The 23,326-nt window shown below is 72.1% G+C and carries 23 protein-coding genes and 2 pseudogenes; 8 read left to right on the forward strand and 17 right to left on the reverse strand.

Annotated features, from left to right (window positions below; all coding sequences use genetic code 11):
* Positions 1-163 precede the first annotated feature (163 nt).
* From AB0I23_RS11315 to xylB, 5 genes are all read right to left on the reverse strand, one after another.
* Positions 164-562 carry a DUF6221 family protein gene (locus tag AB0I23_RS11315; RefSeq protein WP_359108992.1) on the reverse strand — a complete coding sequence of 133 codons (399 nt, stop codon included), beginning with the start codon at positions 560-562 and terminating at the stop codon, positions 164-166.
* A gap of 162 nt (positions 563-724) precedes the next feature.
* Positions 725-2,092, reverse strand: a complete 1,368-nt coding sequence (locus AB0I23_RS11320; protein WP_359109098.1) for a cytochrome P450 — start codon at positions 2,090-2,092, stop codon at positions 725-727.
* 340 nt (positions 2,093-2,432) lie between these two features.
* Complete coding sequence (locus AB0I23_RS11325) at positions 2,433-3,278, reverse strand: hypothetical protein (RefSeq protein ID WP_359108993.1); 846 nt, start codon at positions 3,276-3,278, stop codon at positions 2,433-2,435.
* A complete protein-coding gene (locus AB0I23_RS11330; protein ID WP_359108994.1) occupies positions 3,278-4,555 on the reverse strand; it encodes a VWA domain-containing protein in 1,278 nt (425 codons plus the stop codon). Before AB0I23_RS11330 ends, AB0I23_RS11325 begins: the two co-directional genes overlap by 1 nt.
* 131 nt (positions 4,556-4,686) lie before the next feature.
* Positions 4,687-6,183: a xylulokinase gene (gene xylB, locus AB0I23_RS11335; protein WP_359108995.1), complete on the reverse strand. Its 1,497-nt coding sequence runs from the start codon at positions 6,181-6,183 to the stop codon at positions 4,687-4,689.
* 247 nt (positions 6,184-6,430) lie between these two features.
* Here xylB and xylA point away from each other — a divergent pair, with 247 nt between their 5' ends.
* Entirely contained in the window at positions 6,431-7,600 is a 1,170-nt protein-coding gene (gene xylA / locus AB0I23_RS11340) for a xylose isomerase (protein ID WP_359108996.1), read from the forward strand.
* Between the two features lie 117 nt (positions 7,601-7,717).
* Here xylA and AB0I23_RS11345 read toward each other — a convergent pair whose 3' ends face one another.
* The 4 genes from AB0I23_RS11345 to AB0I23_RS11360 all read right to left on the reverse strand — a co-directional run bounded on the left by AB0I23_RS11345 (position 7,718) and on the right by AB0I23_RS11360 (position 11,092).
* Positions 7,718-8,962, reverse strand: a complete 1,245-nt coding sequence (locus AB0I23_RS11345; RefSeq protein ID WP_359108997.1) for an ROK family protein — start codon at positions 8,960-8,962, stop codon at positions 7,718-7,720.
* 331 nt (positions 8,963-9,293) lie between these two features.
* Positions 9,294-9,923: a DUF305 domain-containing protein gene (locus AB0I23_RS11350; RefSeq protein WP_436846923.1), complete on the reverse strand. Its 630-nt coding sequence runs from the start codon at positions 9,921-9,923 to the stop codon at positions 9,294-9,296.
* A 26-nt stretch (positions 9,924-9,949) separates the two neighbouring features.
* Positions 9,950-10,600 (reverse strand): DUF3105 domain-containing protein, encoded by a 651-nt coding sequence (locus tag AB0I23_RS11355; RefSeq protein ID WP_359108999.1) that lies wholly within the window; start codon positions 10,598-10,600, stop codon positions 9,950-9,952.
* Positions 10,601-10,663: 63 nt separating this feature from the next.
* Complete coding sequence (locus tag AB0I23_RS11360; protein WP_359109000.1) at positions 10,664-11,092, reverse strand: hypothetical protein; 429 nt, start codon at positions 11,090-11,092, stop codon at positions 10,664-10,666.
* A 103-nt stretch (positions 11,093-11,195) separates the two neighbouring features.
* On the opposite strand from AB0I23_RS11360, the gene AB0I23_RS11365 reads away from it, so the two are divergent.
* The gene (locus AB0I23_RS11365; protein ID WP_359109001.1) at positions 11,196-12,044 is read left to right on the forward strand and encodes a phospholipid scramblase-related protein; all 849 of its coding nucleotides are present in this window, start codon (positions 11,196-11,198) and stop codon (positions 12,042-12,044) included.
* Here AB0I23_RS11365 and AB0I23_RS11370 read toward each other — a convergent pair.
* Both AB0I23_RS11370 and AB0I23_RS11375 read right to left on the reverse strand, forming a co-directional pair.
* Positions 11,951-12,670, reverse strand: a complete 720-nt coding sequence (locus tag AB0I23_RS11370) for a recombinase family protein (RefSeq protein WP_359109002.1) — start codon at positions 12,668-12,670, stop codon at positions 11,951-11,953. The genes AB0I23_RS11365 and AB0I23_RS11370 overlap by 94 nt on opposite strands.
* Positions 12,670-13,704, reverse strand: a complete 1,035-nt coding sequence (locus AB0I23_RS11375; protein WP_359109003.1) for a hypothetical protein — start codon at positions 13,702-13,704, stop codon at positions 12,670-12,672. The genes AB0I23_RS11370 and AB0I23_RS11375 overlap by 1 nt, the downstream gene beginning before the upstream one ends.
* An 82-nt stretch (positions 13,705-13,786) precedes the next feature.
* Here AB0I23_RS11375 and AB0I23_RS11380 point away from each other — a divergent pair, with 82 nt between their 5' ends.
* The gene (locus AB0I23_RS11380) at positions 13,787-14,392 is read left to right on the forward strand and encodes a TetR/AcrR family transcriptional regulator (RefSeq protein ID WP_359109004.1); all 606 of its coding nucleotides are present in this window, start codon (positions 13,787-13,789) and stop codon (positions 14,390-14,392) included.
* A 2-nt stretch (positions 14,393-14,394) separates the two neighbouring features.
* Here AB0I23_RS11380 and AB0I23_RS11385 read toward each other — a convergent pair.
* Positions 14,395-14,742: pseudogene (locus AB0I23_RS11385) on the reverse strand (transposase); the annotation flags it as partial.
* 103 nt (positions 14,743-14,845) lie between these two features.
* Here AB0I23_RS11385 and AB0I23_RS11390 point away from each other — a divergent pair.
* On the forward strand, positions 14,846-15,103 hold the full coding sequence (locus tag AB0I23_RS11390; RefSeq protein WP_359109005.1) for a hypothetical protein: 258 nt from the start codon (positions 14,846-14,848) through the stop codon (positions 15,101-15,103).
* A gap of 48 nt (positions 15,104-15,151) precedes the next feature.
* A complete protein-coding gene (locus tag AB0I23_RS11395; RefSeq protein ID WP_359109006.1) occupies positions 15,152-15,331 on the forward strand; it encodes a hypothetical protein in 180 nt (59 codons plus the stop codon).
* A gap of 5 nt (positions 15,332-15,336) precedes the next feature.
* On the opposite strand, the gene pcaDC is transcribed toward AB0I23_RS11395, so the two are convergent.
* From pcaDC to pcaH, 4 genes and pseudogenes are all read right to left on the reverse strand, one after another.
* A complete protein-coding gene (gene pcaDC, locus AB0I23_RS11400; protein WP_359109007.1) occupies positions 15,337-16,512 on the reverse strand; it encodes a bifunctional 3-oxoadipate enol-lactonase/4-carboxymuconolactone decarboxylase PcaDC in 1,176 nt (391 codons plus the stop codon).
* Positions 16,509-17,861 carry a 3-carboxy-cis,cis-muconate cycloisomerase gene (pcaB, locus tag AB0I23_RS11405; RefSeq protein WP_359109008.1) on the reverse strand — a complete coding sequence of 451 codons (1,353 nt, stop codon included), beginning with the start codon at positions 17,859-17,861 and terminating at the stop codon, positions 16,509-16,511. Before pcaB ends, pcaDC begins: the two co-directional genes overlap by 4 nt.
* A pseudogene (gene pcaG / locus AB0I23_RS11410) lies at positions 17,858-18,426 on the reverse strand (protocatechuate 3,4-dioxygenase subunit alpha). Before pcaG ends, pcaB begins: the two are co-directional and overlap by 4 nt.
* Positions 18,426-19,208 (reverse strand): protocatechuate 3,4-dioxygenase subunit beta, encoded by a 783-nt coding sequence (pcaH, locus tag AB0I23_RS11415; RefSeq protein WP_359109009.1) that lies wholly within the window; start codon positions 19,206-19,208, stop codon positions 18,426-18,428. Before pcaH ends, pcaG begins: the two are co-directional and overlap by 1 nt.
* A gap of 406 nt (positions 19,209-19,614) precedes the next feature.
* Between pcaH and AB0I23_RS11420 the strand changes: the two genes are divergently transcribed.
* Positions 19,615-20,088: a MarR family winged helix-turn-helix transcriptional regulator gene (locus AB0I23_RS11420; RefSeq protein WP_359109010.1), complete on the forward strand. Its 474-nt coding sequence runs from the start codon at positions 19,615-19,617 to the stop codon at positions 20,086-20,088.
* Positions 20,089-20,198: 110 nt separating this feature from the next.
* On the opposite strand, the gene AB0I23_RS11425 is transcribed toward AB0I23_RS11420, so the two are convergent.
* Positions 20,199-20,963, reverse strand: a complete 765-nt coding sequence (locus AB0I23_RS11425) for a VOC family protein (protein ID WP_359109011.1) — start codon at positions 20,961-20,963, stop codon at positions 20,199-20,201.
* A 154-nt stretch (positions 20,964-21,117) separates the two neighbouring features.
* Between AB0I23_RS11425 and AB0I23_RS11430 the strand changes: the two genes are divergently transcribed.
* On the forward strand, positions 21,118-22,803 hold the full coding sequence (locus AB0I23_RS11430) for an FUSC family protein (protein ID WP_436846922.1): 1,686 nt from the start codon (positions 21,118-21,120) through the stop codon (positions 22,801-22,803).
* On the forward strand, positions 22,800-23,306 hold the full coding sequence (locus AB0I23_RS11435; RefSeq protein ID WP_359109013.1) for a MarR family winged helix-turn-helix transcriptional regulator: 507 nt from the start codon (positions 22,800-22,802) through the stop codon (positions 23,304-23,306). Before AB0I23_RS11430 ends, AB0I23_RS11435 begins: the two co-directional genes overlap by 4 nt.
* Positions 23,307-23,326 lie beyond the last annotated feature (20 nt).

Genomic DNA, 23,326 nt, shown 5'->3' on the forward strand with positions numbered 1-23,326 from the left:
TGACCCCCAACCGGCCGGTGCGCGGCTACCCGCCGTCGGCGGCGGGGCCGTCCGCCGTGCGGCGGCGCGCGCACCTGGTGTCGGCCCTCCTCGGCCCGACAGGAAGCCGGTCGCGTACGGCGCACGGGCCCGCAACCCGGTCACACTCCGTGCGGGGGCCTCGTCAGTGGGTGAACCGCGGCAGCCACTTGGCCTGGTAGTCGGGGTGGCCGGCATCCTCCGCCGCCATCTGCCGGACGACGAATCCGAGCCCGACCGCGCGGCCCGAGGGGAAGTCGTGGTGCGGGCGGTCGGTGTCCAGGGCGGCGACCTCCTCGTACTCGTCCAGGAGAACCCTGCTCGTTTCGATGCGGCGGAGCGTGCGTGCGGGATCCTGCAGGGCGATGTGGTCGTCGTAGCCATGCGTCCGCAGGCTGAACGCGATGGCGCCGGTCCGGTCGTGGACCTCGCCCGGCACCTCGGCCGGGCACCGCCAGCTCTCGCCGCCGGCTGCTCGCGCGACTTGTTCCTCCTCGGCCAGGCGGGCCCGGACAAAGGCCACGATCTCGGAGTTGTCGGTCATCGGGTTCCGCATCCTCCACCGTCGGGTAGGGCCCCGCACCGGCAAGATCACTCGCCGCTCCGGGGCCGCGCTGTTCGTTCAGCACGAGGATGCCGTACGGCGGAAGGCGAGAGCACATCGTGCCCGCGCGTGTTCCGCCATACGGACACGCTCCCCGCCGAGTTACCGCGCCCGCACGGTGGCCAGCACCTGCCGGTCGGGCTGCAGGGTCAGCGTCGGCACGGGGTTGACGTCACCCGGGTCCACGTCCAGTTCGAACCGGCGCGCGAGCACCGCCAGGATCAGCACCGCCTCGACCATCGCGAACCGCGTACCGAGGCAGACCCGGGGTCCGCCGCCGAACGGGAACCAGGCGTACTCCGCGATGTCGTCGCCGTTGTCGGCGTCCCAGCGCTCCGGGCGGAACGCCTCGGGCTCCGGGAACCACCGCTCGTCGCGGTGCGTCGCCCACTGGCTGGTCCACACCCTCGTCCCCTTCGGCATGTCCACACCGCCGATCCGCGCCCCGTCCTTGGCGACTCCGGTCACCAGCCAGATCGTCGGGTACAGCCGCAGCGTCTCCTTGACCACTGCCTGGGTGTACGTCAGCCGCGCGTAGTCGTCGAACTCCGGCTCCCGGTCGCCGAGGACACGGTCCAGTTCCTCGGTGAGCGCCGCGCGCGTTCGAGGATTGCGCGACAGCAGGTACCACGCCCACACCAGCGTGGAACTGGTCGTCTCGTGCCCGCCGATGTACAGGGTGACGGTCTCGTCGCGGATCTCCTCGTCCGTGAGGTGCGCGCCGGTCTCGTCCACCGCGGTCAGCAGCCGGCTCAGCAGGTCGGGACGCTCGCCGTCGCCGTCGCGGTGCCGGGCCACGACGCGGCCCACCTCGGCGCCGATGACCGCGGCGGCCTTCTTGATCCGGGCGCGGCCGGGCGTCGGCACCCAGTCGGGGAGCAGGGCACCGATGCCGCTGAACTCCTTGCCGATCTCCTGCTGGGCGACATCCATCGCCCGGCCCATCGTCTCGGTGTCCGCCGGGGTGTCCACCCCGAAGATGGTGCGGACCGCGATCTTCTGCGTCAGCGCGGCCATCTCCCGCTTGATGTCGATGCGTTCACCACCGGACCAGGTGTCCGCGAGCTCCACCGTGCTGCCCGCCATCGTCGCCGCGTACGACCGCACCTGCTTCGGCCGTACCGAGGGCTGGACCAGCGACCGCTTCCGCCGCCAGTCCGGACCACGCGCGACCACCACGCCGTTGCCCATCACGGTACGGAACGCGATGCCCAGCGCCGGCTGGTCGAAGGTGCGTTCCGTCTCGGTGAGCAGCTCGCCTATGCACTCCGGATCGGCTATGAACACACAGGGGTTGGGGCCGTAGCGCCACCGCACCATGTCCCCGTACCCGCGCAGCCGCTCGAAGAACTCCAGCGGGTTCTTCCCGAACTGCGGCAGATTCCCGAGGAACGGCAGCCCCTTCGGGCCCGGTACGGTCACGTGGCCGCGCCGCTCGGCATCGGCGGCCGGGCCGGTCTCCGTGGACATGAAAGGTCTCCGCTCGCTGGTGGCGCGCACCGGCATCCGGTACGCGGCGACATGGCTGGACTCCGGAGTGCCGGCAGGGTCGGTGAACCTCATCGGCCTTGCGGAGTACGTGAGTTGTCGAGGGTATCCGGGTCTCGTCACGGGAGTGTGGTCGGCAGGGCGGTACCGCGGACCGGGATCCCGCGTGCTGTCCCGTCCGCACGGGCCGGGAGATGGGGGCGACCGTCCGGACGCCGACGTGCACCGGACGGCTCGGCCACGGGAAACGCCGCGGCGCCTTCGCCCCATCGGTGTGGGGCGAAGGCGCCGTGCATGAGGGCCGGTTCGCGGCCGGGGCGGGTCAGGCGCCCGGCGGGACCCGGGACGGGCGGCCGTTGCCGCGGGTGAGGGAGTAGCCGAACACGGCCGCGAGCGCACCGAGTACGCCGCCGCCGACGGTCCAGATCCAGCGGTCCGTCCACCAGCCTGAGGCCCAGCCGTCGTCCGGCTCACTGCCGAGCGGGACCCGGGTCGTGGAGCCGCCGTCCGACGAGGTGTCGTCCGCCGTCTGCTGCACCGAGGACGCGCCGGGCACCAGCGGCTCGCTCAGCGTGCCGTCGACGTCATGGGCGCCGCCCTTGTCGGCCGCCGTCACCTCGACGGCGGTCTGCACCGGCTGACCGAGGTCGGCCGACGGGAGGTCGACGACCGTCAGGCGCACGTAGTAGCTGCCCGGCAGTGGGTCGTTCGCCCACGGCTCGGACCAGGCGCGGACGGTGCGCAGGACGCAGGAGAGTTCGACGGCCGACGCGTCGGCGGCCGCCTTCCTGGTCTGGTGGCCGTACATGCAGGCCTGTCGGCGCCGCAGCCCGTCGTACACATCGACCTGCCAGGTCGAGGCGCCGTGCCGGGTGTCGGTCTTGGGCAGGGTGACCGTCGCCTTGACGGTGGCGCGCTGTCCCGCGTCTGCCGGGAACACCCAGTACAGGTAGTCACCCGTGGACGCCCCGGCGGTGGCGTGCTGGTTCTGCTGGATCGCCGTCGCGGTACGGAAGGTGGTGCCCGCCTCGGTGGGTCCCGAACCGCCGTCGGAGGCGCTCGGGCTCGGGCTCGCCGACGGGTCGTCGGCCGTGGCCGACCCCGCAGACGTCAGCAGGGCCACTCCGGCCAGCAGGGCACCCGCGAGTACCCGTCGTGTACGTACCATCAGTTGGTCCTCCATACGGCGACGCGCCAGCGCGAGATCCAGCCGAAGAGCAGACCCGCGATCAGTCCGGTCAGGACGAGTACGCCCAGGAGCCACCAGCCGCGGCCGAGACCGAAGGCGGCGGCATCGGCCGCGTCGTCCGGCGCGTCCACCACGTCGACGGTCAACTCGACCGGCATGCCCGGTGAGGTCTTCACCGATGCCGGGGCCGAGAAGGAGTTGCTGAGCTGCAGACAGACGGTCTCCGCGACCGGCTCGTCCCCGCTGTCCGTGCTGTCCTGCTCGGGCTTGGGGTAGCGGAGCCCGGACGAGATCGCGTCGGTGCGACCGGTGCCGGACTCCGAGCCCCTGACGATCTCGCGGCCGTGCACGGTCACCGCGCGCAGCAGCACGCCGTAGTCGTTGTTGACGGCGCGGTCCGCGGACACGCTCACCGAGGCGCGCAGTTCCTGGCCGGGCAGTACATCCACCCGGTACCAGCGGTGCTCGCCGAACTTCTCACGGTCGGTGTAGAGACCCGCCTTGAGCTGAGGCGCGGCGGAGCAGCTGTCCGCGCCCTCGGTGGCCACGGGGGTGACGACGGGCTCGGCCGCCCGGTCCACCAGCTGCTTGACGCGGCCGGAGAGTTCATCGGTGTGCTGCACGGCGGTGTAGGTGCCGCCGGTCGCCTCGGCGATACAGGTCAGCTGCTCGCGGATCTTGGCGTTCGGCACCAGGCCCAGCGTGTCGATGACGAGGTGGATGCCGCGGGCGGCGATGTCGCGCGCCACCTCGCACGGGTCGAGCGGGCCGCAGGTGTCCTCGCCGTCGCTGATCAGCACGATCCGGCGGGTGGAGTCGCCGCCTTCGAGATCGTCGGCGGCGCCCAGCAGGGCGGGCCCGATCGGAGTCCAGCCGGTGGGGGCCAGCGTCGCGACCGCGGTCTTCGCTTCCACCCGGTCGAGCGGGCCGACCGGGTAGAGCTGCTTGGTGTCCTTGCAGCCGACCTTCCGGTCGTCGCCCGGGTAGTCGGCGCCGAGGGTCCGGATGCCGAGCTGCACCTGCTCCGGCACCGCGTCCAGGACCTCGTTGAACGCCTGCTTCGCCGCGGCCATCCGGGACTGGCCGTCGATGTCACGGGTCCGCATGGAACCGCTGACGTCGAGCACCAGCTCGACCTTGGGGGAGGCTTTGGTGGGGGTTTCATCGGCGGCGGCGGGGAGGGCCGTGCCGAGCCCGGCGGTCAGGGTGGCGAGCAGAATGCCCACCCCGACCGTCAGCCTTCTTCTTATGATCATCGCCGGATACTAGTGAAGATCACATGCCACCCCCAAACCGGTCCGGGGGCTGCCGGGATGCCGTTGTCCCGGGCCGGTGGGGGCGAGTGACAGTCAGTCAGCGGTGGTTGCAGGATGTGGCGACGGGATGGCTACCGGTCCCCGCCGAGCAGGGGGCCGGCGACCCGCTCCAGCACCGAGTCGACCCGGTTCCAGGTGTCCATGTCCCGTTCCATGGGCGGCAGTTCGGTGTCCGCCTCGGATCCCCCGCCGGCATTCCAGCCGGTGACGATCGCGACGGGGTCCTCGCCGCAGGCCGCCGCCGCGGCGAGCGCGGCAGCTCCCAGGGCCACCAGTTCGCCGCTGCCGGGCACGATCACGGGCCGCCCCGAGAGCCGTCGTACCGTCTCGACCCAGGTGCGCCCCTGCGCGCCGCCGCCGATCAGGTGCAGCGGGCGGGCGGCGACCTCGGGGTCGGCCGGGTCGAGCCCGCAGGCCCGGAGCAGCTCGTCCAGGGCGCGCAGCACGGTGACGACCGCGCCCTCGTAGGCGGCGCCGAGGAGTTGCTGGGGGGTGGTGTCGTGCCGGAGGCCGGTGAGCAGACCGGAGGCGGTGGGCAGATCGGGGGTCCGCTCGCCGTCGAGATAGGGGAGGAGCACCGCCTCGCCACCGGGCGCCGCGTCGTTGCGGTCCAGGCCGAGCAGGGCGGCGACCTTGTCCACGGCGAGCGTGCAGTTGAGCGTGCAGGCCAGCGGGAGGTACGTACCGTCGGCCGCGGCGAATCCGGAGAGCGCCGCCGACGCGGGCCGGGTCCGGGAGGCGGCGAAGACCGTACCCGAGGTGCCGAGGCTGAGAACGGGGTGGTCCAGCAGTCCTGCGCCGCCGAGGCCGAGGCCGACGGCGGCGCTCATGTTGTCGCCCGTGCCCGCCGCCACGGCGATCCCGGCCGGCAGGCCGAGCGCCCGCGCCGCCTCCTCGGTCAGGGAACCGGCGCGGGACGCACCCGTCTCGGCCACCTCGGGCAGCGACGCGGCGTCCAGGCCGAGCAGTTCGAGCAGCTCGGGGTCGTACGTGCCGGTGGCGGTGGAGTACCAACAGGTGCCCGACGCGTCGCCGGGGTCGGTGACGGCCGCACCAGTCAGCCGTTCGGTGAGGAAGTCGTGGGGGAGACGGATCGCGGCGGTCGCGGCGGCGGTCTCCGGCTCGTTCTCACGCAGCCACTGCCACTTCGACGCGGTCATCGCGGCCACCGGAACCGACCCGGTGCGGGCTGTCCAGGCGTCCGCGCCGCCCAGCGCGGCGGTGAGGGCGGCGGCCTGCGGGGCGGAGCGGGTGTCGTTCCACAACAGGGCCGGGCGCAGCGGGCGGCCGTCACGGTCGAGGACGACCAGGCCGTGCTGCTGACCGGCGACCGCGATGCCGGTGACGGCCGCGGCGGGCACGCCGGACTCCTTCAGTCCGGCGGCGACGGCGGTGCGCAGCGCCTGCCACCACACCTCGGGGTCGGTCTCGCGGGCCCCCGCCTCACCCCTGACGACATGCGGGGCACGTCCGACGGCGAGCAGCCGGCCGGTTGCGGCGTCGACGAAGGCGGCCTTGGTGGACTGGGTGGAGCTGTCCACGCCGATGACGACGGTACGCGGCGGCATGGGGTTACCTCATTCTCGCGGTGCAGGGGGCCACGGAGGGCCGGAGGGCTGGGGCGATCTATTTGATCGTACGGAAAACAAATTACGCGATCGGTCCCGTTCGGAACAGGGGTCGTCCCTGATTCCCGGTGGTGGGGGGTTTACGTCTCCGCGGGGCACCGTGCATGATTAGTCATGACACTGAACAAATAGGGGCTCGGCGGCCTCCACCGGCCGCGGACCCGACGGCACCGAAGGTGGTCAGACCATGACGGAACGCTTCAAGCCCACCCCGGGGGACAAGTTCACCTTCGGCCTGTGGACCGTGGGCTGGCAGGGGCGCGACCCGTTCGGCGACGCGACCCGCGCGGCGATCGACCCCGTCGAGACCGTGCAGCGCCTCGCCGAACTGGGTGCGTACGGGGTGACCTTCCACGACGACGACCTGATCCCGTTCGGCTCGTCGGACACCGAGCGCGAGAGCATCGTGAAGCGGTTCCGGCAGACGCTGGACGCGGCCGGGCTCGTCGTGCCCATGGCGACGACGAACCTCTTCACCCACCCCGTCTTCAAGGACGGTGGGTTCACCGCCAACGACCGGGACGTGCGCCGGTACGCGCTGCGCAAGACCCTCCGCAACATCGACCTCGCCGTCGAGCTCGGCGCCACCACCTATGTGGCGTGGGGCGGCCGCGAGGGCGCCGAGTCGGGCGGAGCGAAGGACATCCGGGTCGCCCTCGACCGGATGAAGGAGGCCTTCGACCTGCTCGGTGACTACGTCGTCGAGCAGGGCTACGACCTGAAGTTCGCCATCGAGCCCAAGCCGAACGAGCCGCGTGGCGACATCCTGCTGCCGACCATCGGCCACGCCCTCGCCTTCATCGAGCGCCTGGAGCGCCCGGAACTCGTCGGCGTCAACCCGGAGACCGGCCACGAGCAGATGGCCGGGCTGAACTTCCCGCACGGCATCGCGCAGGCCATCTGGGCGGGCAAGCTCTTCCACATCGACCTCAACGGCCAGTCCGGCATCAAGTACGACCAGGACCTGCGCTTCGGCGCCGGTGACCTGCGCCAGGCGTTCTGGCTCGTCGACCTGCTGGAGACCGCCGGTTACGAGGGCCCGCGCCACTTCGACTTCAAGCCGCCGCGGACCGAGGACGACGACGGTGTCTGGGCGTCGGCCGCGGGCTGCATGCGCAACTACCTCATCCTCAAGGAGCGCGCCGCCGCCTTCCGCGCCGACCCGGCGGTCCAGGAGGCGCTGCGCGCGTCCCGGCTCGACGAGCTGGCCCGGCCGACGGCCGAGGACGGCTTGGCGGGGGTGCTGGCCGACCGCTCGGCGTTCGAGGACTTCGACGTGAACGCGGCGGCCGAGCGCGGCATGGCGTTCGAGGTGCTGGACCAGCTGGCGATGGACCACCTGCTCGGGGTCCGCTGACAGCGCGGCCGGACGGTGCGGGGCCGTACCTGGGTCAGGCAGGTCCGCCCCCGCCCCCGCCCTCGCATTCGAATCCGGGTCGTACCTGTGTCAGGCAGGTGCGGCCCGGCCCCCGTTTCAGCCGGCAACCCGGGCCGCGTACGCCACCGGGTCGGCCAGTACGTCCTGCATCACCAGCGCCGCCGCACCCCGCGCCGCGTCGCCCGCGACCGACGAGGCGCGCAGCCGGCCGCCGCGCGGGGACCACAGCCCGGACACCACCCGGCCCGTCAGCTCCTCGTCGACGGGCGGCGACAGCCACGGCATCAGGCCCCGGTATATCCCGCCGAGCACCACCGCGTCCGGGTCGAGCAGATTCACCGCCCCGGACAGCACCCGCCCCAGCATCCGGCCCGCCTCCACCACCGCGGCGACGGCCCGCTCGTCCCCGGCCCGGGTGCGCCGCTCCAGCTCGGCCACCCCGATGCCGCTGCCGGTCTCGTCGATCCCGGCCGCCCGCAGCAGCGCCGCCTGTCCCGCGTACTGCTCCAGACAGCCGCGCGAACCGCACCGGCACTCCGGCCCGTCCGCGTCCACCATCACATGCCCGATCTCGCCGGCGAACCCGTGTGCACCGCGCAGCAGTTCACCGTCGATGACCAGGGCGCCACCGACGCCGATCTCGCCGGTCAGATACAGAAAGCTGCGGATCTCGTCGAGCCCGCCGAACCAGAGCTCGGCCAGCGCCGCCAGATTGGCCTCGTTCTCCGAACTCACCGGCAGTTCCGGGCGGCCGGGGCGCAGTGCGGCGAGCGACGCGGCGAAGAGTGCCTCCGCCGGGACCTGGTTCCAGCCCAGGTTGGGCGCCTGGCGCACCGCGCCGCCGGACACCAGTCCGGGCAGCGCCAGGGCCACCCCGACCGGGAACAGCTCCTGTTCGGCCGCCGAATCCAGGGTGCGGGCCGCGATCCGGGCCGCCCGTGCCAGCACCTCGGCGGGTGGAGCGCCCCGGTTGTCGAGGTGTTCCGTCAGCCGGACCCGGCCGGTGCCGGCCAGGTCCACGACACAGACCGAGACGTAGTCGATGTTGACCTCGACGCCGAGCCCGGCGGGGCCGGTGCGCGCCACCTTGAGCGCGGTGCCGGGGCGCCCGGCCTGCCCGCTGAACGTCTTGCCGGACTCGGTGAGGAACCCGCTGTCGAGCAGCTGCTCGACCAGCGAGGACACGGCGGCACGGGTCAGCCCCACGCGTGCGGCCACCCCGGCCCTGGTCGCCTCGCGCTCGCCCTCGTCACGGACGGCCCGCAGCACCAGGCTGAGGTTGCTCCGTCGCACGGTGTCCTTGTCGGCCTTGGGCCCCAGCGTCGTGAGGTTGTTCTTCATATCGCTGCCGAGCCTATGCGATCCCGCACGTCAGTACGGTCCGGAGCGGGCGCCGGTTCCCCTCGCGGCGGGCGCCGGAACCGTCGTGTCCCGTCGCGCTGTCGGGGTGCTCGAGGCGCGGGCCGCGACCCGGTGGCGACCCGGGCGTGGGCGCCGACGTGCCGTTCGCCGCCGTGCCGCGGCTACGAATTCACGCTCGGCCTCAGCCTCGCCGACGGAACGACGCCGACCCCTGCGTGGGTACAGGTGGTCGTCGTCCGACGGACCGCATCGGCAGCGCGCGGTGGTCCCGTACGTACCTACGGGACCACCACGCCCCGGCCCGCCGACTTCATGCCGTGGCGCCGCGCTCCTTCAGCATGTCGGCCATCAGCCTGATCTCCGACTGCTGGCCCAGGACCATGCCGGCAGCCAGATTCCTGATCTCGTCCGTGCCCGCCGCGTCGGCCGCCGCCTGCGCCATCTCCGCACCGGCCCGGTGGTGCACGGTCATCAGCCGGAGAAACCGCACCTCGGCGTCCTTGCCCTTCGCCGCCCGCAGCGCGTCCAGCTCGGTGTCGGTCGCCATGTCCGGCATCAGTGAACCGTCGCCCCGGGAGGCGACCGTGTGGCCCATCCATTCCATCGGCGGGCGGCCGGAGCTCTTGGCGCGGCCCCACATGTCCAGCCAGCCGAGCATCATGCCGCGCTGATTGGCCTGCGTGTTGATGATGTCGTACGCGAGCCGCCGCACGTCCTCGTCGGACGTCCGGTCCCGGACGATGAACGACATCTCGACCGCCTGCTGATGGTGGATCGACATGTCACGCGCGAACCCCACATCGACCGATGTCTCCGCGGGCACGGCCGACCGGGCCGCTCCCTGTGGGGGTGCCTCCTGCCGGGCGGACGACGGCCGTACGAGCATGAGTGCCACCAGCCCCAGGGCCAGCAACAGCACCGCGGCGCCCGCCAGCACCATCGGCCGCGGCGCGCGGACCGAGGACGTCACTTGGCGATCCCGCCGGTGCAGGCGGCGCCAGGCTCCGGTGTCTGCGGACCCTGGACGTACCTGGTGAAGAACTGCGCCACGCGCGCGTCGGTCGCGCTCTTCACCGTGACCTGCTTGCCCCAGGCGCTGAGGATGAGCGGGGCGTCCTGGTCCTTCACGGGGCTCATGAGCGAGTACGGGGTCTTGGCGACGCGGTCCGTGAGCTTCTTGATGTCGGCGGGCTGCGCCTTGTCGTTGTACGTGACCCAGACGGCGCCGTGCTCCAGCGAGTGGACGGCGTTCTCGTTCGGGATCGCTTCGGTGTAGACGTCGGAGTCGCAGTTCATCCAGGCCGGGTTGTGGTCGCCGCCGACCGGCGGGTTCATCGGGTAGTCGACCGGCTTCTCGACATGGTTCTGGGTGAGCTTGTCCCAGCTCCGCTCGCCCTGGACGGGGGAGGACTTGGCCTTCTCCTCGGCCCGGTCCTGCTTGTCGGCCGCGGACATCAGATAGCCGCCGCCCGCGACGAGTGCGGCGACGACGGCGACGGAGGCGGAGATGGTGATGATGCGGTTCCTGCGCTCGCGGGCCCGCTCCTTGCGGCGGGCCTCATCGAGCTTGGCGCGGCGTGCGGCGGCAGGGGTGTTCTGCTTCTTGGCGGAAGCCATGGAGAGTCCTCGGGTCGACATGATGTACGGAAAGAGGGCAGGGCGGGAGAACGGGCCCTGCTTCTAGATCCGTTGAACCTGAAGACGGAGATGGTCGACGGCGCCCACGGCGTCGTTGGAGGGGCCGCGGATACCGGCGGCGCCGACGAGCCGGCCGACCGGAGCGGTGACCGCCGGGCCGGGGAGCGCGACAGGTGCGGCCTGGGCGGGCAGCACGACGGGTGTCGCGTGCTCCGAGACACCGTGGCAGGAGCTGCTGACGCCCCGGTCGTCCCGTGCGACGGCCACGACGATCCGCGTGGCAGAGGCCGGGGGCGGAGTCAGGGCAGGCGTCGCGGCCGCGGTTCGGACTGCGGCGTGGTGTGCGGCCGCGCCCGTCTCGGCGAGCGAACAGCACGAGACCATGGCCAGCAGGATGAGCAGCCAACCGAGAACGGCCGACGCGCGGGCGCCGTCCCGTCGTCGGTCGGTCCGTTCACTGAGCCTGATCATTCCTGACATCGTACGCGGTGTGTGAAGTTTCAACGAGTGTGGGGATGCTATTGATGTGACGAACGGGGCTTGCCCGGTCGGATCGGCGGGATAGTGTGCCCCGGTGACAACGCACTCGAACGTATCTGCGGGCTGGTATCCGGATCCGCACGGCGCGCCCCAGTTGCTGCGCTACTGGGACGGTTCCCAGTGGACCGAGCACACGAACCCGGCGGGCGGACAGCAGCCCCAGGCTTCCGCTCGGCCCCAGGCGCCCGCGCAGGCCCCCGCTCAGGTCCAGGTGCCCCACCAGCAGGCGGCCCCCCAGCACCAGCAGGCCGTCCCTCAGCAGCAGGGCGCGGCTCCCGGCGGCGCCACGCTCTTCAATCAGCAGGTCCTGGTCGTGAACCAGAAGGCCAAGCTGATCGAGGTGACGAACGAGTACCGCGTCTTCGATCAGCAGGGCAACACGATCGGCTCGGTCATCCAGGTCGGCCAGAGCGCGCTGCGCAAGGTGCTGCGGTTCGTCTCCAGCATCGATCAGTATCTGACCCACAGGCTGGAGATCCGTGACGCGTACGGGCAGCCGCAGCTGCTGCTGACCCGGCCGGCGAAGTTCATCAAGTCCCGGGTCATCGTGCGGCGCCCGGACGGGCAGCCGGTCGGCGAGATCGTGCAGCAGAACGCCATAGGCAAGATCAACTTCGCCATCATGGTGGACGGTCAGCAGGTCGGTGCCATCAAGGCGGAGAACTGGCGCGCCTGGAACTTCGCGATCGTCGACCACAACGACGCAGAGATCGCCAGGATCACCAAGACCTGGGAAGGCCTCGCGAAGACGATGTTCACGACGGCGGACAACTACGTGCTGCAGATCCACTACCAGCTGCCCGAACCGCTGCTCAGCCTCGTCGTGGCGACGGCCCTGACCGTGGACACGGCCCTGAAGCAGGACGCCCGCGGCCTCGGCTGACGGGTTCCTGCCGCACGCAGCAGCCTGCGCCCCCGTACGTTCGCGTACGGGGGCGCAGGCGTGTACACATGCCGTCGGACGGCGCTGCCCCACGTCGATCTCCCGGTGGGAGGGTGCCGGGCGGGCCGCTCGTTGGGCGGCCGGGTCGAAGACACTGTCCTCGACCTGGCCGCCCAGGTCACAGCCCTGGTTGATCGGCGAGCCTGAGATGACGGCGAGGCGGCGAAGACGTGGAAGACCAGCCGCCCGCCGGGGGTGGTGGTGTCGAGTGGATCGAGCAGTGAGGTGCAGTCGATGTCGCACCTGCGCAGGCCGGAGACGATGGTGATGGGGGCCTGGACGGAGCGCCCGAGCCGGTTGAGGGAGGGGACGACGAGGATGTCGCCTTCGCGGAGGTGGACGCCTTCGAAGCCATCGCGAAGATCACCACTTGTCTTGGACACAGCCCGCGCGGACGTCGCGCTAGTGCCGTGACCGGCAATGTTTGCCCGGAAGGAGCGTCGTCCGGTGCGTGCGATCGCAAGGCGGCCGGAAGTCCTTGTAGCGGAGCTACCAGGGCTTTTGGCCAACGCGGCGAGCGTGCGTGCTGGGCGGCGCGACGGGGCAAAGCTTGCCGGGAGGGGCACTAGACGCGGAAGATGTGCACCACATGAGGGGTGTCCGCCAGGGTGTGCGGGGCCAGGGCGTGGTATGCCCAGACGTGGACCCAGGCGTTGCCCGTGCGCAGGGTGAGCACCGCCTTCATCATGCCTGGGGCGAAATAGGTGAGAAGCAGGAAGGCCCCCGACAGCAGCGCGTCTTCGAGCGAGCCGAACCGCGTCCAGGCGTCCCACAGGTGGAAGGCGGCGTAGGCGAGGCCGCCCGCGACCACGGTGGCGGCGGTCGAGCCGGTGAGCTTGAGCACGCGGGGGAGCAGGATCGCGTAGATGAAGATCATGGCGGGGAGCACCGCGCCGGCGAGGTAGAGCGTGAAGGTGAGTGGCAGGCCCACGAGCAGTCGGCGGCCGCCCAGTTCGAGGGTCTCGGGTTCGAGTACCAGGTACTGCACCACCGACTCGACGACCAGCACGACGGCGATCAGGACGGTGTCGGCCCTGCGGTCGGCTGAGCGCAGGAAGAGCTGTTCGGCGGTATAGCGACGGCGGAAGTAGAGCAGAGGTAGGAGGGCGTACACGATCACGTTGTAGAGCGCCCAGGTGACGGCCTCGGTCGGGGTGACGTGTTCAAGGGTGCCGTAGAGCGTGCCGGCGAGGTGAAAGCCGAAGGGGTGCCAGCCGAGAGAGCGGGCGAGGACGTATCCGAAGGCGAGTCCGGCTGCTCCGTAGGCCAGCAGCAGGAGGGTTTCGCGCAGCGCCTGGGCGTGCTCGGGAGTTCGGGCGGCGAGGTCGGGCCGGGGCCGTCGGCGAGTGAGCAGACCGACGAGGGCGATCAGCAGCAGAACCTCGACGAGACCGGCGTTGGCTTCCAGGAGGTGGTCCGCGGTCTTCTGCCCGGTGCTGGATGCCCAGGTGAAGGGCAGTCGGTCTCCTGCGACGGCGACGACGAGCGCGTTGACGGCCAGCCAGCCGAGGGCGGCTGCCCATAGGGCCCGTGAGCGCAGCAAGGGCTTGCGGTGGGCCGAGTCGGATTCAGGGGTGGTGGTGGGGCGGGTGAGCTGCATGGGAGCCTCCGCGATTTATTTAGCACGACCGTGCCATGAAGCGTCCGGGTCAAATGTAGCACGACTGTGCTATAAAAGGTCCATGCCTAAGGTGGTCGATCCTCGGATCCGTCGCAGAGAGCTGGCTGAAGCGGTATGGCGGGTGGTCCGGCGCGACGGCCTGGAGCACGCCTCGGTCCGCAACGTGGCCCGGGAGGCAGGACTCTCGATGGGCTCACTGAGGCACTACTTCGCGAGCCAGTCCGAGCTGATGACCTTCGCGCTGCGGATGGTCATCGACGGGATCGAGCAGCGGGTCGCGGCACTGCCCTCGGACGGCGACCCGCGGCAGCGTGCCGCGCGTGTACTCGCGGAGTTGCTGCCGCTGGACGACCAGCGGCGAGCGGAGAACGAGGTGTGGCTGGCCTTCACCGCCCGCGCCATGACGGACCCCGAGCTGCGGGCCCTGCGCGACGAGGGGTACGACATGCTCCGCGCGGGCTGCCGCGGACTCGTGGCCGGCCTCATCGGTCCCGGCCGCGACCCGGAGCGGGAGGCCGCCCGGCTGCACGCCCTGCTGGACGGGCTCGCCGTGCACGCCGCCATGCGCCCGGACGTCGACACCCCCGACGCGCTGCGCGCCGTTGTCGCCGATCACCTGGCCGAGCTGCGAGCTGCACGGACCACTGACGCGCCGACGCCACCCTAGGCGGTGGCGGTGTCATCCCCCGGCGCCAGACGCAGTGCGTCCAGCGGTGCGGTCCACGAGCTGCGGCCGGGCTCGAGCGCGCAGACGATCGAGTACGGCCAGCCGGGGACGGGGATGTGCTGGTCCTTGCCCCGTCCGTAGGTGTGGCACAGGATCCGCTGGGGTGAGGTGTGGGCGTCGGGCCGCAGCCAGCAGGTGACGTCGACGGCCAGGACCGGCCGACCGTCGGCGGCCCGCGGCAGCGGCACTTCGGCCAGCGCTCGGCGCAGCCGGATCGTATCCACCCGACCGTGGGCCACAGCCGCGTAGAGCCCGCCGTGACCGCGGCGGTGTTCACCCACCAGCGACAGCCGTAGCCCTTGTCGGTGTAGATCAGTCCGGCCTTCTCCACGACGGCGGCGCCGTCGGTATGCGTCAGGTCACCGAGGTCGCCGCCGCACCGTAGCCGCCGGTATGCAGGGGCGCGTCACACTGAGTCACGCTTTCGCCGTCGCCGAGCTCCGCGGCGAGGAACTCGATGTGACCGCAGCTCTGTTGGCGGCTTTGGGCGTCTCACTTGTCACCTGCGCCGTGGGCGGCGGGCCGGTCATGCCCACCGCGCAGCTCACCAGGAGCGGGGTGCTGCTGGCCGCGGGCTCCGACGGCGTGCGCGACGCGTGGACGCCGTTCGGTGACGGCTCCATGATGACCCTGGCCCACTTGCTGGCGTAGCGCACCGGCGCCCGCACTGATGCCCGACTCCCCGCCTGCTACGAGGTCGTGGACCAGGGCGGCGCGGCCCTGCTGGGTCTGCCCGCCTCCCGGCTGGAGGTCGGCGACCCGGCCGACTTCGTACTTCTCGCCCCCGGTTCGCTACCGGAGGCCGTGGTGGACCGGCCGGTCCCGGCCATGGTGGTACGGGCCGGCCGGCCCATCGCCTGCGACGGCCGACTGGTCTGAGACGGTCATTTCGGCAGAGAGGCGTCCGGCCCGTCGGTCTCCTGTACCTCCGCCAGGACCCGGCGGGCCACCGCGAACGCCGAATTCGCGGCAGGAACACCGCAGTAGACCCCGGTCTGCAGCAGCGCCGCGCCGATCTCCTCCGGCGTCAGACCGTTGCGCAGCGCCGCCCGGACATGCATCGCCAGTTCGTCGTGGTGTCCGTGCGCGACGAGTGCCGTGAGCGTGATCAGGCTGCGCTCGCGGCGCGACAGCGTGGGGTCGGTCCAGATCTCGCCCCAGGCGTACCGCGCGATGAAGTCCTGGAAACGGGCGGTGAATCCGGTCGTGCCGGCCTGTGCCCGGTCCACGTGCGCATCGCCGAGCACCTCCCGCCGCACGGCCATGCCGCTGCGCCCGCTCCTGCTCCCGTTCCCGTACGCACCGAAGTGGTCCCGCAGTGCCACCCGCACCGCCTCGGGGTTCTCGGCGGGCGCCAGATGCGAGGTCGCCGCAAGTTCGGTGAGCGTGGCGCCGGGGATCGCGTCGGCGAGCTCCCGGGCGTGCGCGGGGGGTGTCGCCGGGTCCTCGCGCCCCGCGATCACCAGCGTCGCCGCCCGGATCTCCGGGAGCCGGGGCCGCAGATCGTACGCGGCGAGGGCGTCGCAACAGGCGGCGTAGGAGGAAGGTTCTGTGGCCCGGAGATCGTCGAGCAGCTCCGGCGCGGTGAAACCGGGTGTGAACCAGCGCGCCGCGGCCCCGGCCGCGACCGGTGCCATCCCGTCCCGCCGGACCAGCGCCGCCCGCTCCTGCCACGGCCCGGGCTCGCCGAAGTGGGCGGAGGAGCAGACGACGGCGAGCCGGTCGATGCGCTCCGGGTGGTGGACGGCGAGCCAGAGGCCGACCGCGCCGCCCAGCGACACCCCCGCGTACGAGAACCGGTCCAGGGACAGCGAGTCGGCCAACTTCATGACCAGTGAGGCGAGATCAGCGACCGTGGCGCCCGCCCTGATCAGGTCGGCGGCCGATTTCCCGTGTCCGGGAAGGTCCCACCGCACGACCCGGTGGGCGGCGGAGAGTTCGGGCGCGACGGCGTCCCAGAGCCCGGTCGACGTACCCAGCGAGGGTCCGAGCTGCAGCGGGGGAGCGGCGGCCGGGCCCTCCGTACGGTGGTGCAGAAGGCGGTCGGGCGGGTACGTCATCGGCGGTCCAGTGCGCGGTCGGTGAGGGGGCCCGCGGTTCCGGTGTACCGGGCGGGGTCGGTCAGTTCGGCCAGATCGAGGCCGGCGAGCTCCGGCTCCTCGTCCAGGACATCGAAGAGCACATCGGACAGGTCGGTCGTCTCGGACCGGGCCCGGTCCGCCGCGACCGCCAGGACTTCCTTGGCCCGGGTCCGGCCGATCCGTCCGGCGAAGACGGCGGCCAGCCGCTCCGAGACGATCAGACCGTCGGTGAGGTGGAGGTTCTCCAGCATGGCGTACGGGATGATCCGCAGCCCCGCCGCGAGTTCGGCGCCGTCCCGCGCGGCGCCGCCGACCAGCCGCAGCAGGTCACGCAGCGGCTCCCACTCGGCGTGCCACGCCCCGGCGGGCCGCTCGTCCTCGGCGGTCAGCGAGCCGTACAGCGTCGCCGCCAGGCCGGGCGCCCGGCGGGCGGCAGCCGCGATCAGCGTGGCGCGCACCGGATTCGCCTTGTGCGGCATCGCGGACGAACCGCCGACCCGGCCCTCCTCGACCTCGCCGATCTCGGTACGGGACAGCGTGAGCACATCGACCGCCGTCTTGCCGAGCGCGCCCGCGGCGAAGGCGAGTGCCCCGGCGAGATCGGCGACCGGGGTGCGCAGCGTGTGCCAGGGCAACAGGGGTTCCGTCAGACCGAGTTCACGTGCGTACGCGGCGACGAGCGCGAGTCCGTCCGCGCTCCTCTCCTCGAAGGAGAAGGCGGTGAAAGCGGCCAGGGTCCCTGCCGCGCCCCCGAGTTGGGCGGGGAGGGAATTCCGTACGGCAGCCAGCCGGTCGCGCGCGTCGAGGATCAGCGCACGCCACCCGGCGGCCTTCAGCCCGAATGTGGTCGGCACGGCGTGCTGCGTGAGCGTGCGGCCCGCCATCGGCGTGTCGCGGTGCGCCGCGGCGTGCCGCGCCAGCTCGTCCGCCGCCCGCACCAGATCGTCGAGCACCCCGGCCAGTGTGCGTGAGGCGACGAGCATCGCCGCGGTGTCCAGGATGTCCTGGCTGGTCGCACCCCGGTGCACATACGGCCGCACCTCCTCGGGCACCGCCGCCGTGAGGTCGGCGACCAGGGGGATGACCGGGTTGCCGCCGGAGCGCGCCCGGAGCGCCAGGTCCCGTACGTCGAAGCGGTCGGCGACCGCCGCCTGTGTCACCGCCCGCCCGGCGTCCGCCGGGGCGAGCCCGCACGAGGACTGGGCGCGGGTCAGCGCCGCCTCGGCGTCGAGCATCGCCTGCAGGACGGCGCGATCGCCGGTGCTGGTCTCGGCCGGGGAGCCGGCCCGCCCGGGGGCGAGCAGGCCGGCATCGCTCTCGTACGTCACGTGAACTCCAGGAAGACCGTTTCGCCGGCGCCCTGCAGATGGATGTCGAATCGGTGGGTGCGCCGGTCGGTGGGCGTCGCGATCAGTGTGGCCCGGCATTCCGCGTCCAGCGACTCCAGCAGCGGGTCACCGGCGGGCACGGTGCCGTCCGCACCCCGCAGGTAGATCCGGGTGTACAGGTGGTGGAGCAGTCCGCGGGCGAAGACGGCGACCGAGAGATACGGGACACCGCCCGGCGGCAGGGTCCGTACCGCCCAATGGCCGTCGGAGTCGGTCGGGACGCGGCCGAAGCCGGTGAATCCGACGCCGTCGCGGCCGGTGACCCGGCCGGTGACCGGATCGTGCCGCAGCGAGCCGGGGCGGCCCGTGCGCGAGCCGTCGGGGGCGGGCTGCCAGATCTCGATCAGCGCGTCGGGACCGGGTCACCGTTGCCGTCGAGCACCAGTCCGTGCACGGTGATCGTGTCCGGATGGCCGGCCGGGGCGATGTCGCCGCCACCGGCGAACGGCAGTGCGTACCCGTAGAACGGGCCGACGGTCTGGGACGGGGTCGGGGCGTGGGTCATCAGTGGTGGCCTTCCTCGATCCAGGTGGCGGACGGTCCGTCGAGAACGATGTCCCAGCGGAAACCGAGCGACCACTCGGCGACCGAACGGTCGTGGTCGTACGTCGCGACGAGCCGCTCCCGGGCGGCCGGGTCGGTGACGGACCGGAGAATCGGGTCGTACGGGAAGAGCGGGTCGCCCGGGAAGTACATCTGGGTGACCAGACGCTGGGTGAACGCCGTTCCGAAGAGCGAGAAGTGGATGTGCGCGGGGCGCCAGGCGTTGTCGTGGTTGCGCCACGGGTAGGCGCCGGGCTTGACGGTGGTGAAGCTGTAGCCGCCGTCGTCGTCGGTCAGGCAGCGGCCGAAGCCGGTGAAGTTGGGGTCCAGGGGTGCTGGGTGCTGGTCGAGCTGGTGTGCGTACCGCCCGGAGGAGTTGGCCTGCCACACCTCGACCAGCTGCCCGCGGACCGGGCGGCCCTCCCGGTCCAGGATCCGGCCGGAGACGGTGATGCGTTCACCGAGCGGCTCGCCCTGGTGCTGCCGGGTCAGATCGCGGTCGAGCGCGGTGACGTCCGTCACGCCGAAAGCGGGTCCGGACAGCTCGACAGCCTCGGGATCGGCCAGCGGGATGAGTGGCCGGTGCGGATGGCGGTAGTGGCTGCTGCGGTACGGAGGGTAGTCGCGCGGCGGATGGTGCGCACCGGCGGGCGCGTCGGCGTGGACCTTGGCGACCTCGGCGTCGATGTCCCGCTGACGCAGCCCGTCGGGCAGGGGATGGGTGGCCATGTCATGGCTTGTCATGTCGCGGCTCCGGAGACGGGGGATTCTGACGGGAGCGGGGCGCGCCGGACGCCCGGATCACGTGGCCGTGAGGGCGCCCGGGGCGGTGGACTCCTGGGGCGTGGGCGGTGCGGTGGTGCCGATCGTGTCGGCGGTGCGCAACTCCCGGCCGGTGGCGGTCCGCCCCTGCTGCGCCGTGACGCCGGGGTGCAGCAGGGACGGACCGGCTCGGCGGTGGCCGGTCTCGGCGGAGGGTTCACCGCGTCCCGCAGCGCGCGGATCTCGGTCATCACTCTCTCCTCCGCATATTACTCAGTGCACTGAGCATTCGTTGATTGCCAGAAGCTATCCATGCCTGGTCAACGGGGTCAAGGCCCTCAGTACACTGAGATCCTGGCGAGAAGAAGCAGCAGGGAGGACGGTGTCCGTGTCCGCGGTCGACTTGAGCAGCCACCCCGGGCATCTGGCCCGCCGCCTCCAGCAGGCGCACTACCTGCTGTGGAACACGATGGTCTCGGAGGAGACGACCTCCCCGCAGTTCGCCGTGCTCAATGCCCTGATCGCCGAGCCCGGACTTGATCAGCGCACGGTGGGGGAGCGGGTCGGACTCGACCGTTCCACCATCGCCGAGGTCATCAGCAGGCTCTCGCGACGCGGGCTGCTGGACAAGGTGCGCGACCCGAAGGACGGCCGCCGCTCCCTGCTGCACCTCACCGAGGACGGAGTGCGCACCCACCGCAGGATCTCCGTGCGGGCGGCCCGGATGAATCAGGTTTTCCTCGGCCCGCTCTCCGCCGAGGAGCAGGCCGTCTTCCTCGATCTGCTGCGCCGGGTGTCGGACGCGGCCGAAGGGCTCCGCAATCCTGAGGGGCCCCTCGGCGCCGGAACGTCCAGCCTCTGACGTCTTCCGGCGGACCCTGGGTCCTGTCGTCAGCCTGCCGACAGGACCCAGGGTCTTTCGTTTGGACGGGGTCGGACCCCGCGACCCCGGCATGATCCAAACGTGAGGCCCTAGCCGTCTTCGCCTGCCTGGTGGATCCCGAACACCGCGCCCTGCGGGTCACGTACCACCGCGATCCGCCGGCCGCCCGGGATGCCCGCAGGCGGCATCATCAGCTCGCCGCCCGCGCCCTGCGCGGTGGCCGCGGTCGCCTCGACGTCCGTCACGGCGAAATAGGGGAGCCAGTTCGGCGGTGCCTCGGGCGGGAACCTGTCGTCCATCACCAGCAGGCCGCCGAAGTCCGCGCCGGCCACGCCCCATTGGGGGTAGCTCTCCGACGCGGTGACCGTCCAGCCGAAGACCGCCGGGTAGAAGGCGAGTGCGGGATCGGCCTCGCGGGTGACGAGTTCGACCCAGCCGAGCGCCCCCGGAGTGTTGAGAAGCTCGGCGCCCGCGAAGGCCCGGCCCTGCCACAGAGAGAACACCGCGCCGGACGGGTCCGTGACGACCGCGAATCTTCCCTGATCGAAGACGTCCATCGGGCCGACCAGCAGGGAGCCGCCCGCCGACGTCACCTTCTCGACCGTGGCGTCCGCGTCCTCGGTGGCGAACGAAACCGTCCAGGCGGGCGGCTGTCCGGGCTGGTAGACCGGGCTGAGGGCGGCGACGCGCGCGGCTCCGAGGTGCGCCATCGTGTAGCCGCCGGCCTCCTCGCGCGGATCGGTCTCGGACCGCCAGCCGAAGAGCGCCGCGTAGAACGACTTGGCCGCCGGGATGTCCGGGGTGCTCAGCTCGATCCAGCAGGGACCGCCGGGCACCGGTTCGGTGAGCTTCATTCCGTTCCCTCTGTTTCTCCGTGGACGCGCGGGTGTGCGGGTCTTCTCGCAACCTACGACCGGCAGTGGAGCCGGGCCATCCGGGCGACGGGGCCGTGGTCCGGGAGAAGTGTTTTACAGGTGTAACACCTGCTAAGATGTTTCGGTGAGTGAGATGACCACGCGAACCCGGCAGCCCTTCGTCCGCAGACTTCCGCTGGCCCCCGCCCTGCGCCTGGCCCGCCCCTCGGACATGTGGTTCAAACCGGCGCTGAGCGTGGTCGTCGCCTCCGCCGTGCCGAATCTGATGCTCTTCGCCTTCGACCGGCTCGACCTCGTCATGTACACGATGGCCGGTTCGCTCTGTGCGCTGTACGGTCACAGCCTCCCGTACGCCCGCCGTTCCCGTACCGTCGCCGCAGTCGTCCTCGGCATGCTCGTCGGCTTTGCGATCTCCCTGGTCACGGCCTCGCTCACCGACTCGACGGCCGTGCTGATCGCCGTCGGCGCACTCCTCGCGGCCGGGCAGAAGGCGCTCTGCGACGCCACCCGCATCGGGCCTCCCGGGCATGTGATCTTCACGTTCGTCACCTCGGCCGCCCTCTTCGCCCCGCAGCACCTCGGCCGGCTGCCCGGGCACCTCGCGCTCACCGTGGCGGCGGGCGCGGTCGCCTGGCTGGTCACCGTCGTTCCCGCCCTGATCCGCCGGGAGGGCCCGGAGCGCCGTGCCACGGCCCGCGCGCTGAACGCCGCCGCCGCGTACGCCACCGACCCGGGACACCGCACCCGGCACGCCGCGGCCGCCGCCGTGCACGCCGGCTGGCAGACGCTGCTCGCCACCGGACGCCCCACCCCCGTACGCCGCGCGCTGGAACGGCTCCTCGTGCACGCCGAAGCGACCCTCGCCGAGACTGCCCTCGGGTCCCGCACCGCCGACCCCGACCGACTGCGTGCCTGGGCGGAGCAGACCCGGGCCCGCGGTCCCGTCCCCACCCCGCCGCCCGCCCCCGGCACCGCCGAGGAACTCTTCGGGATCGACGCCGAACGCGCCGCCCGGCGGACCGGCAGCCGCCGCGACGCCCGCCGGGCACTGCTGCGCGCGCTCGCCCCCGGCTCCCCGCTGCTGCCCATCGCCGCCCGTACCCTCATCGGCTGCGCCCTCGCCGGATACGTCTCCATGGCCCTGGGCGTCGGCCGCCCCTACTGGGCGATCGTCACCGCCGCCTCCCTCTACCAGGCCAACGTCACGCTCTCCTGGAACCGGGCCCTGCAGCGCACCCTCGGCAACCTCCTCGGCGTGCTCGTCTTCGCCGCGGTCCTCCCGATCACCCGGACGGGTCCGCTGGCACTCATCGGCTGCTGCCTCTTCTTCAACTTCGCCGCCGAGGCACTGATCACCCGCAACTACTGGCTCGGCTCCATCGCCGTGACCCCGATGGCCCTCCTCGTCATCGAGTTCGGCGGGACGCACCCCGCCGGTGAACTCATCGGCGACCGGGTCCTGGACACCGTCATCGGCGCCGCCGTCGGGCTGCTCGCCGCCATGGCCGTCACCAACCGCCGGGCCGCCGGGCGTCTGGAACGGGCTCTTGCCGCCACCGACCGGGCCCGCGCCCACGCCGCACGGACCCTCGCCGCCCCGGAGCCCGCACCCGCCGCGCTCGACGCCGCGCGCCGCAGGCTGACGGGATCGCTCGTCGAACTGCGCGAGGCGGGCGACACGGCGGCGGGCGAATGGTGGCAGCGCGCCCTGCCCGAGGAGCGGGTCCTCGCGGCGGAGCAGGCCGGACACCGTACGCTCGCGGCGACAGCAACACGGCAGGGGCTGATCGTCCCCGCCCAGGAGAACGGAGCGGTGTGACCGACGACATCGTCGCCTCGGTGGTACGGCAGTGGCAGGCCGTCAACCCGGAGCTGGACACCGGACCGATGGAACTCATCGGCCGCATCAACCGCTGCGCCGCCCTGCTCCAGCAGGCGGAGGACGCCCCGCTGCGCTCCGCCGGACTGACCCGCGCCGAGTTCGACCTGCTCGGCGCGGTGCGCCGTACGAACCGTGAACTCACCCCCGGTGAAGTGGCCAGGGAGACGTTCTCCTCCGGCGCCGCCGTCACCAAACGCCTCCGGGTCCTCCAGGAGCGCGGGCTGGTCGACCGCCGCAGCGACGCCCGGGACCGCCGCGTCGCGCACGTCCGTCTCACCGACGAGGGGCGCGCCCTGGTCGATCAGCTGCTGCCTCGGCAACTGGCGTACGAACGCACGGTGCTGTCCGGTCTCGACGAGCGGACCCGCAGCGAACTCAGCTCCCGGCTCAGCGAGTTGTTGGTCCAGCTGGAGGGACGCCTCGGCGGGGCCCGGCGCTGAACCACGCACCGGCCCCCGCT

The sequence above is a fragment of the Streptomyces atratus genome, assembly GCF_040655115.1.
Taxonomy (GTDB): domain Bacteria; phylum Actinomycetota; class Actinomycetes; order Streptomycetales; family Streptomycetaceae; genus Streptomyces; species Streptomyces atratus_D.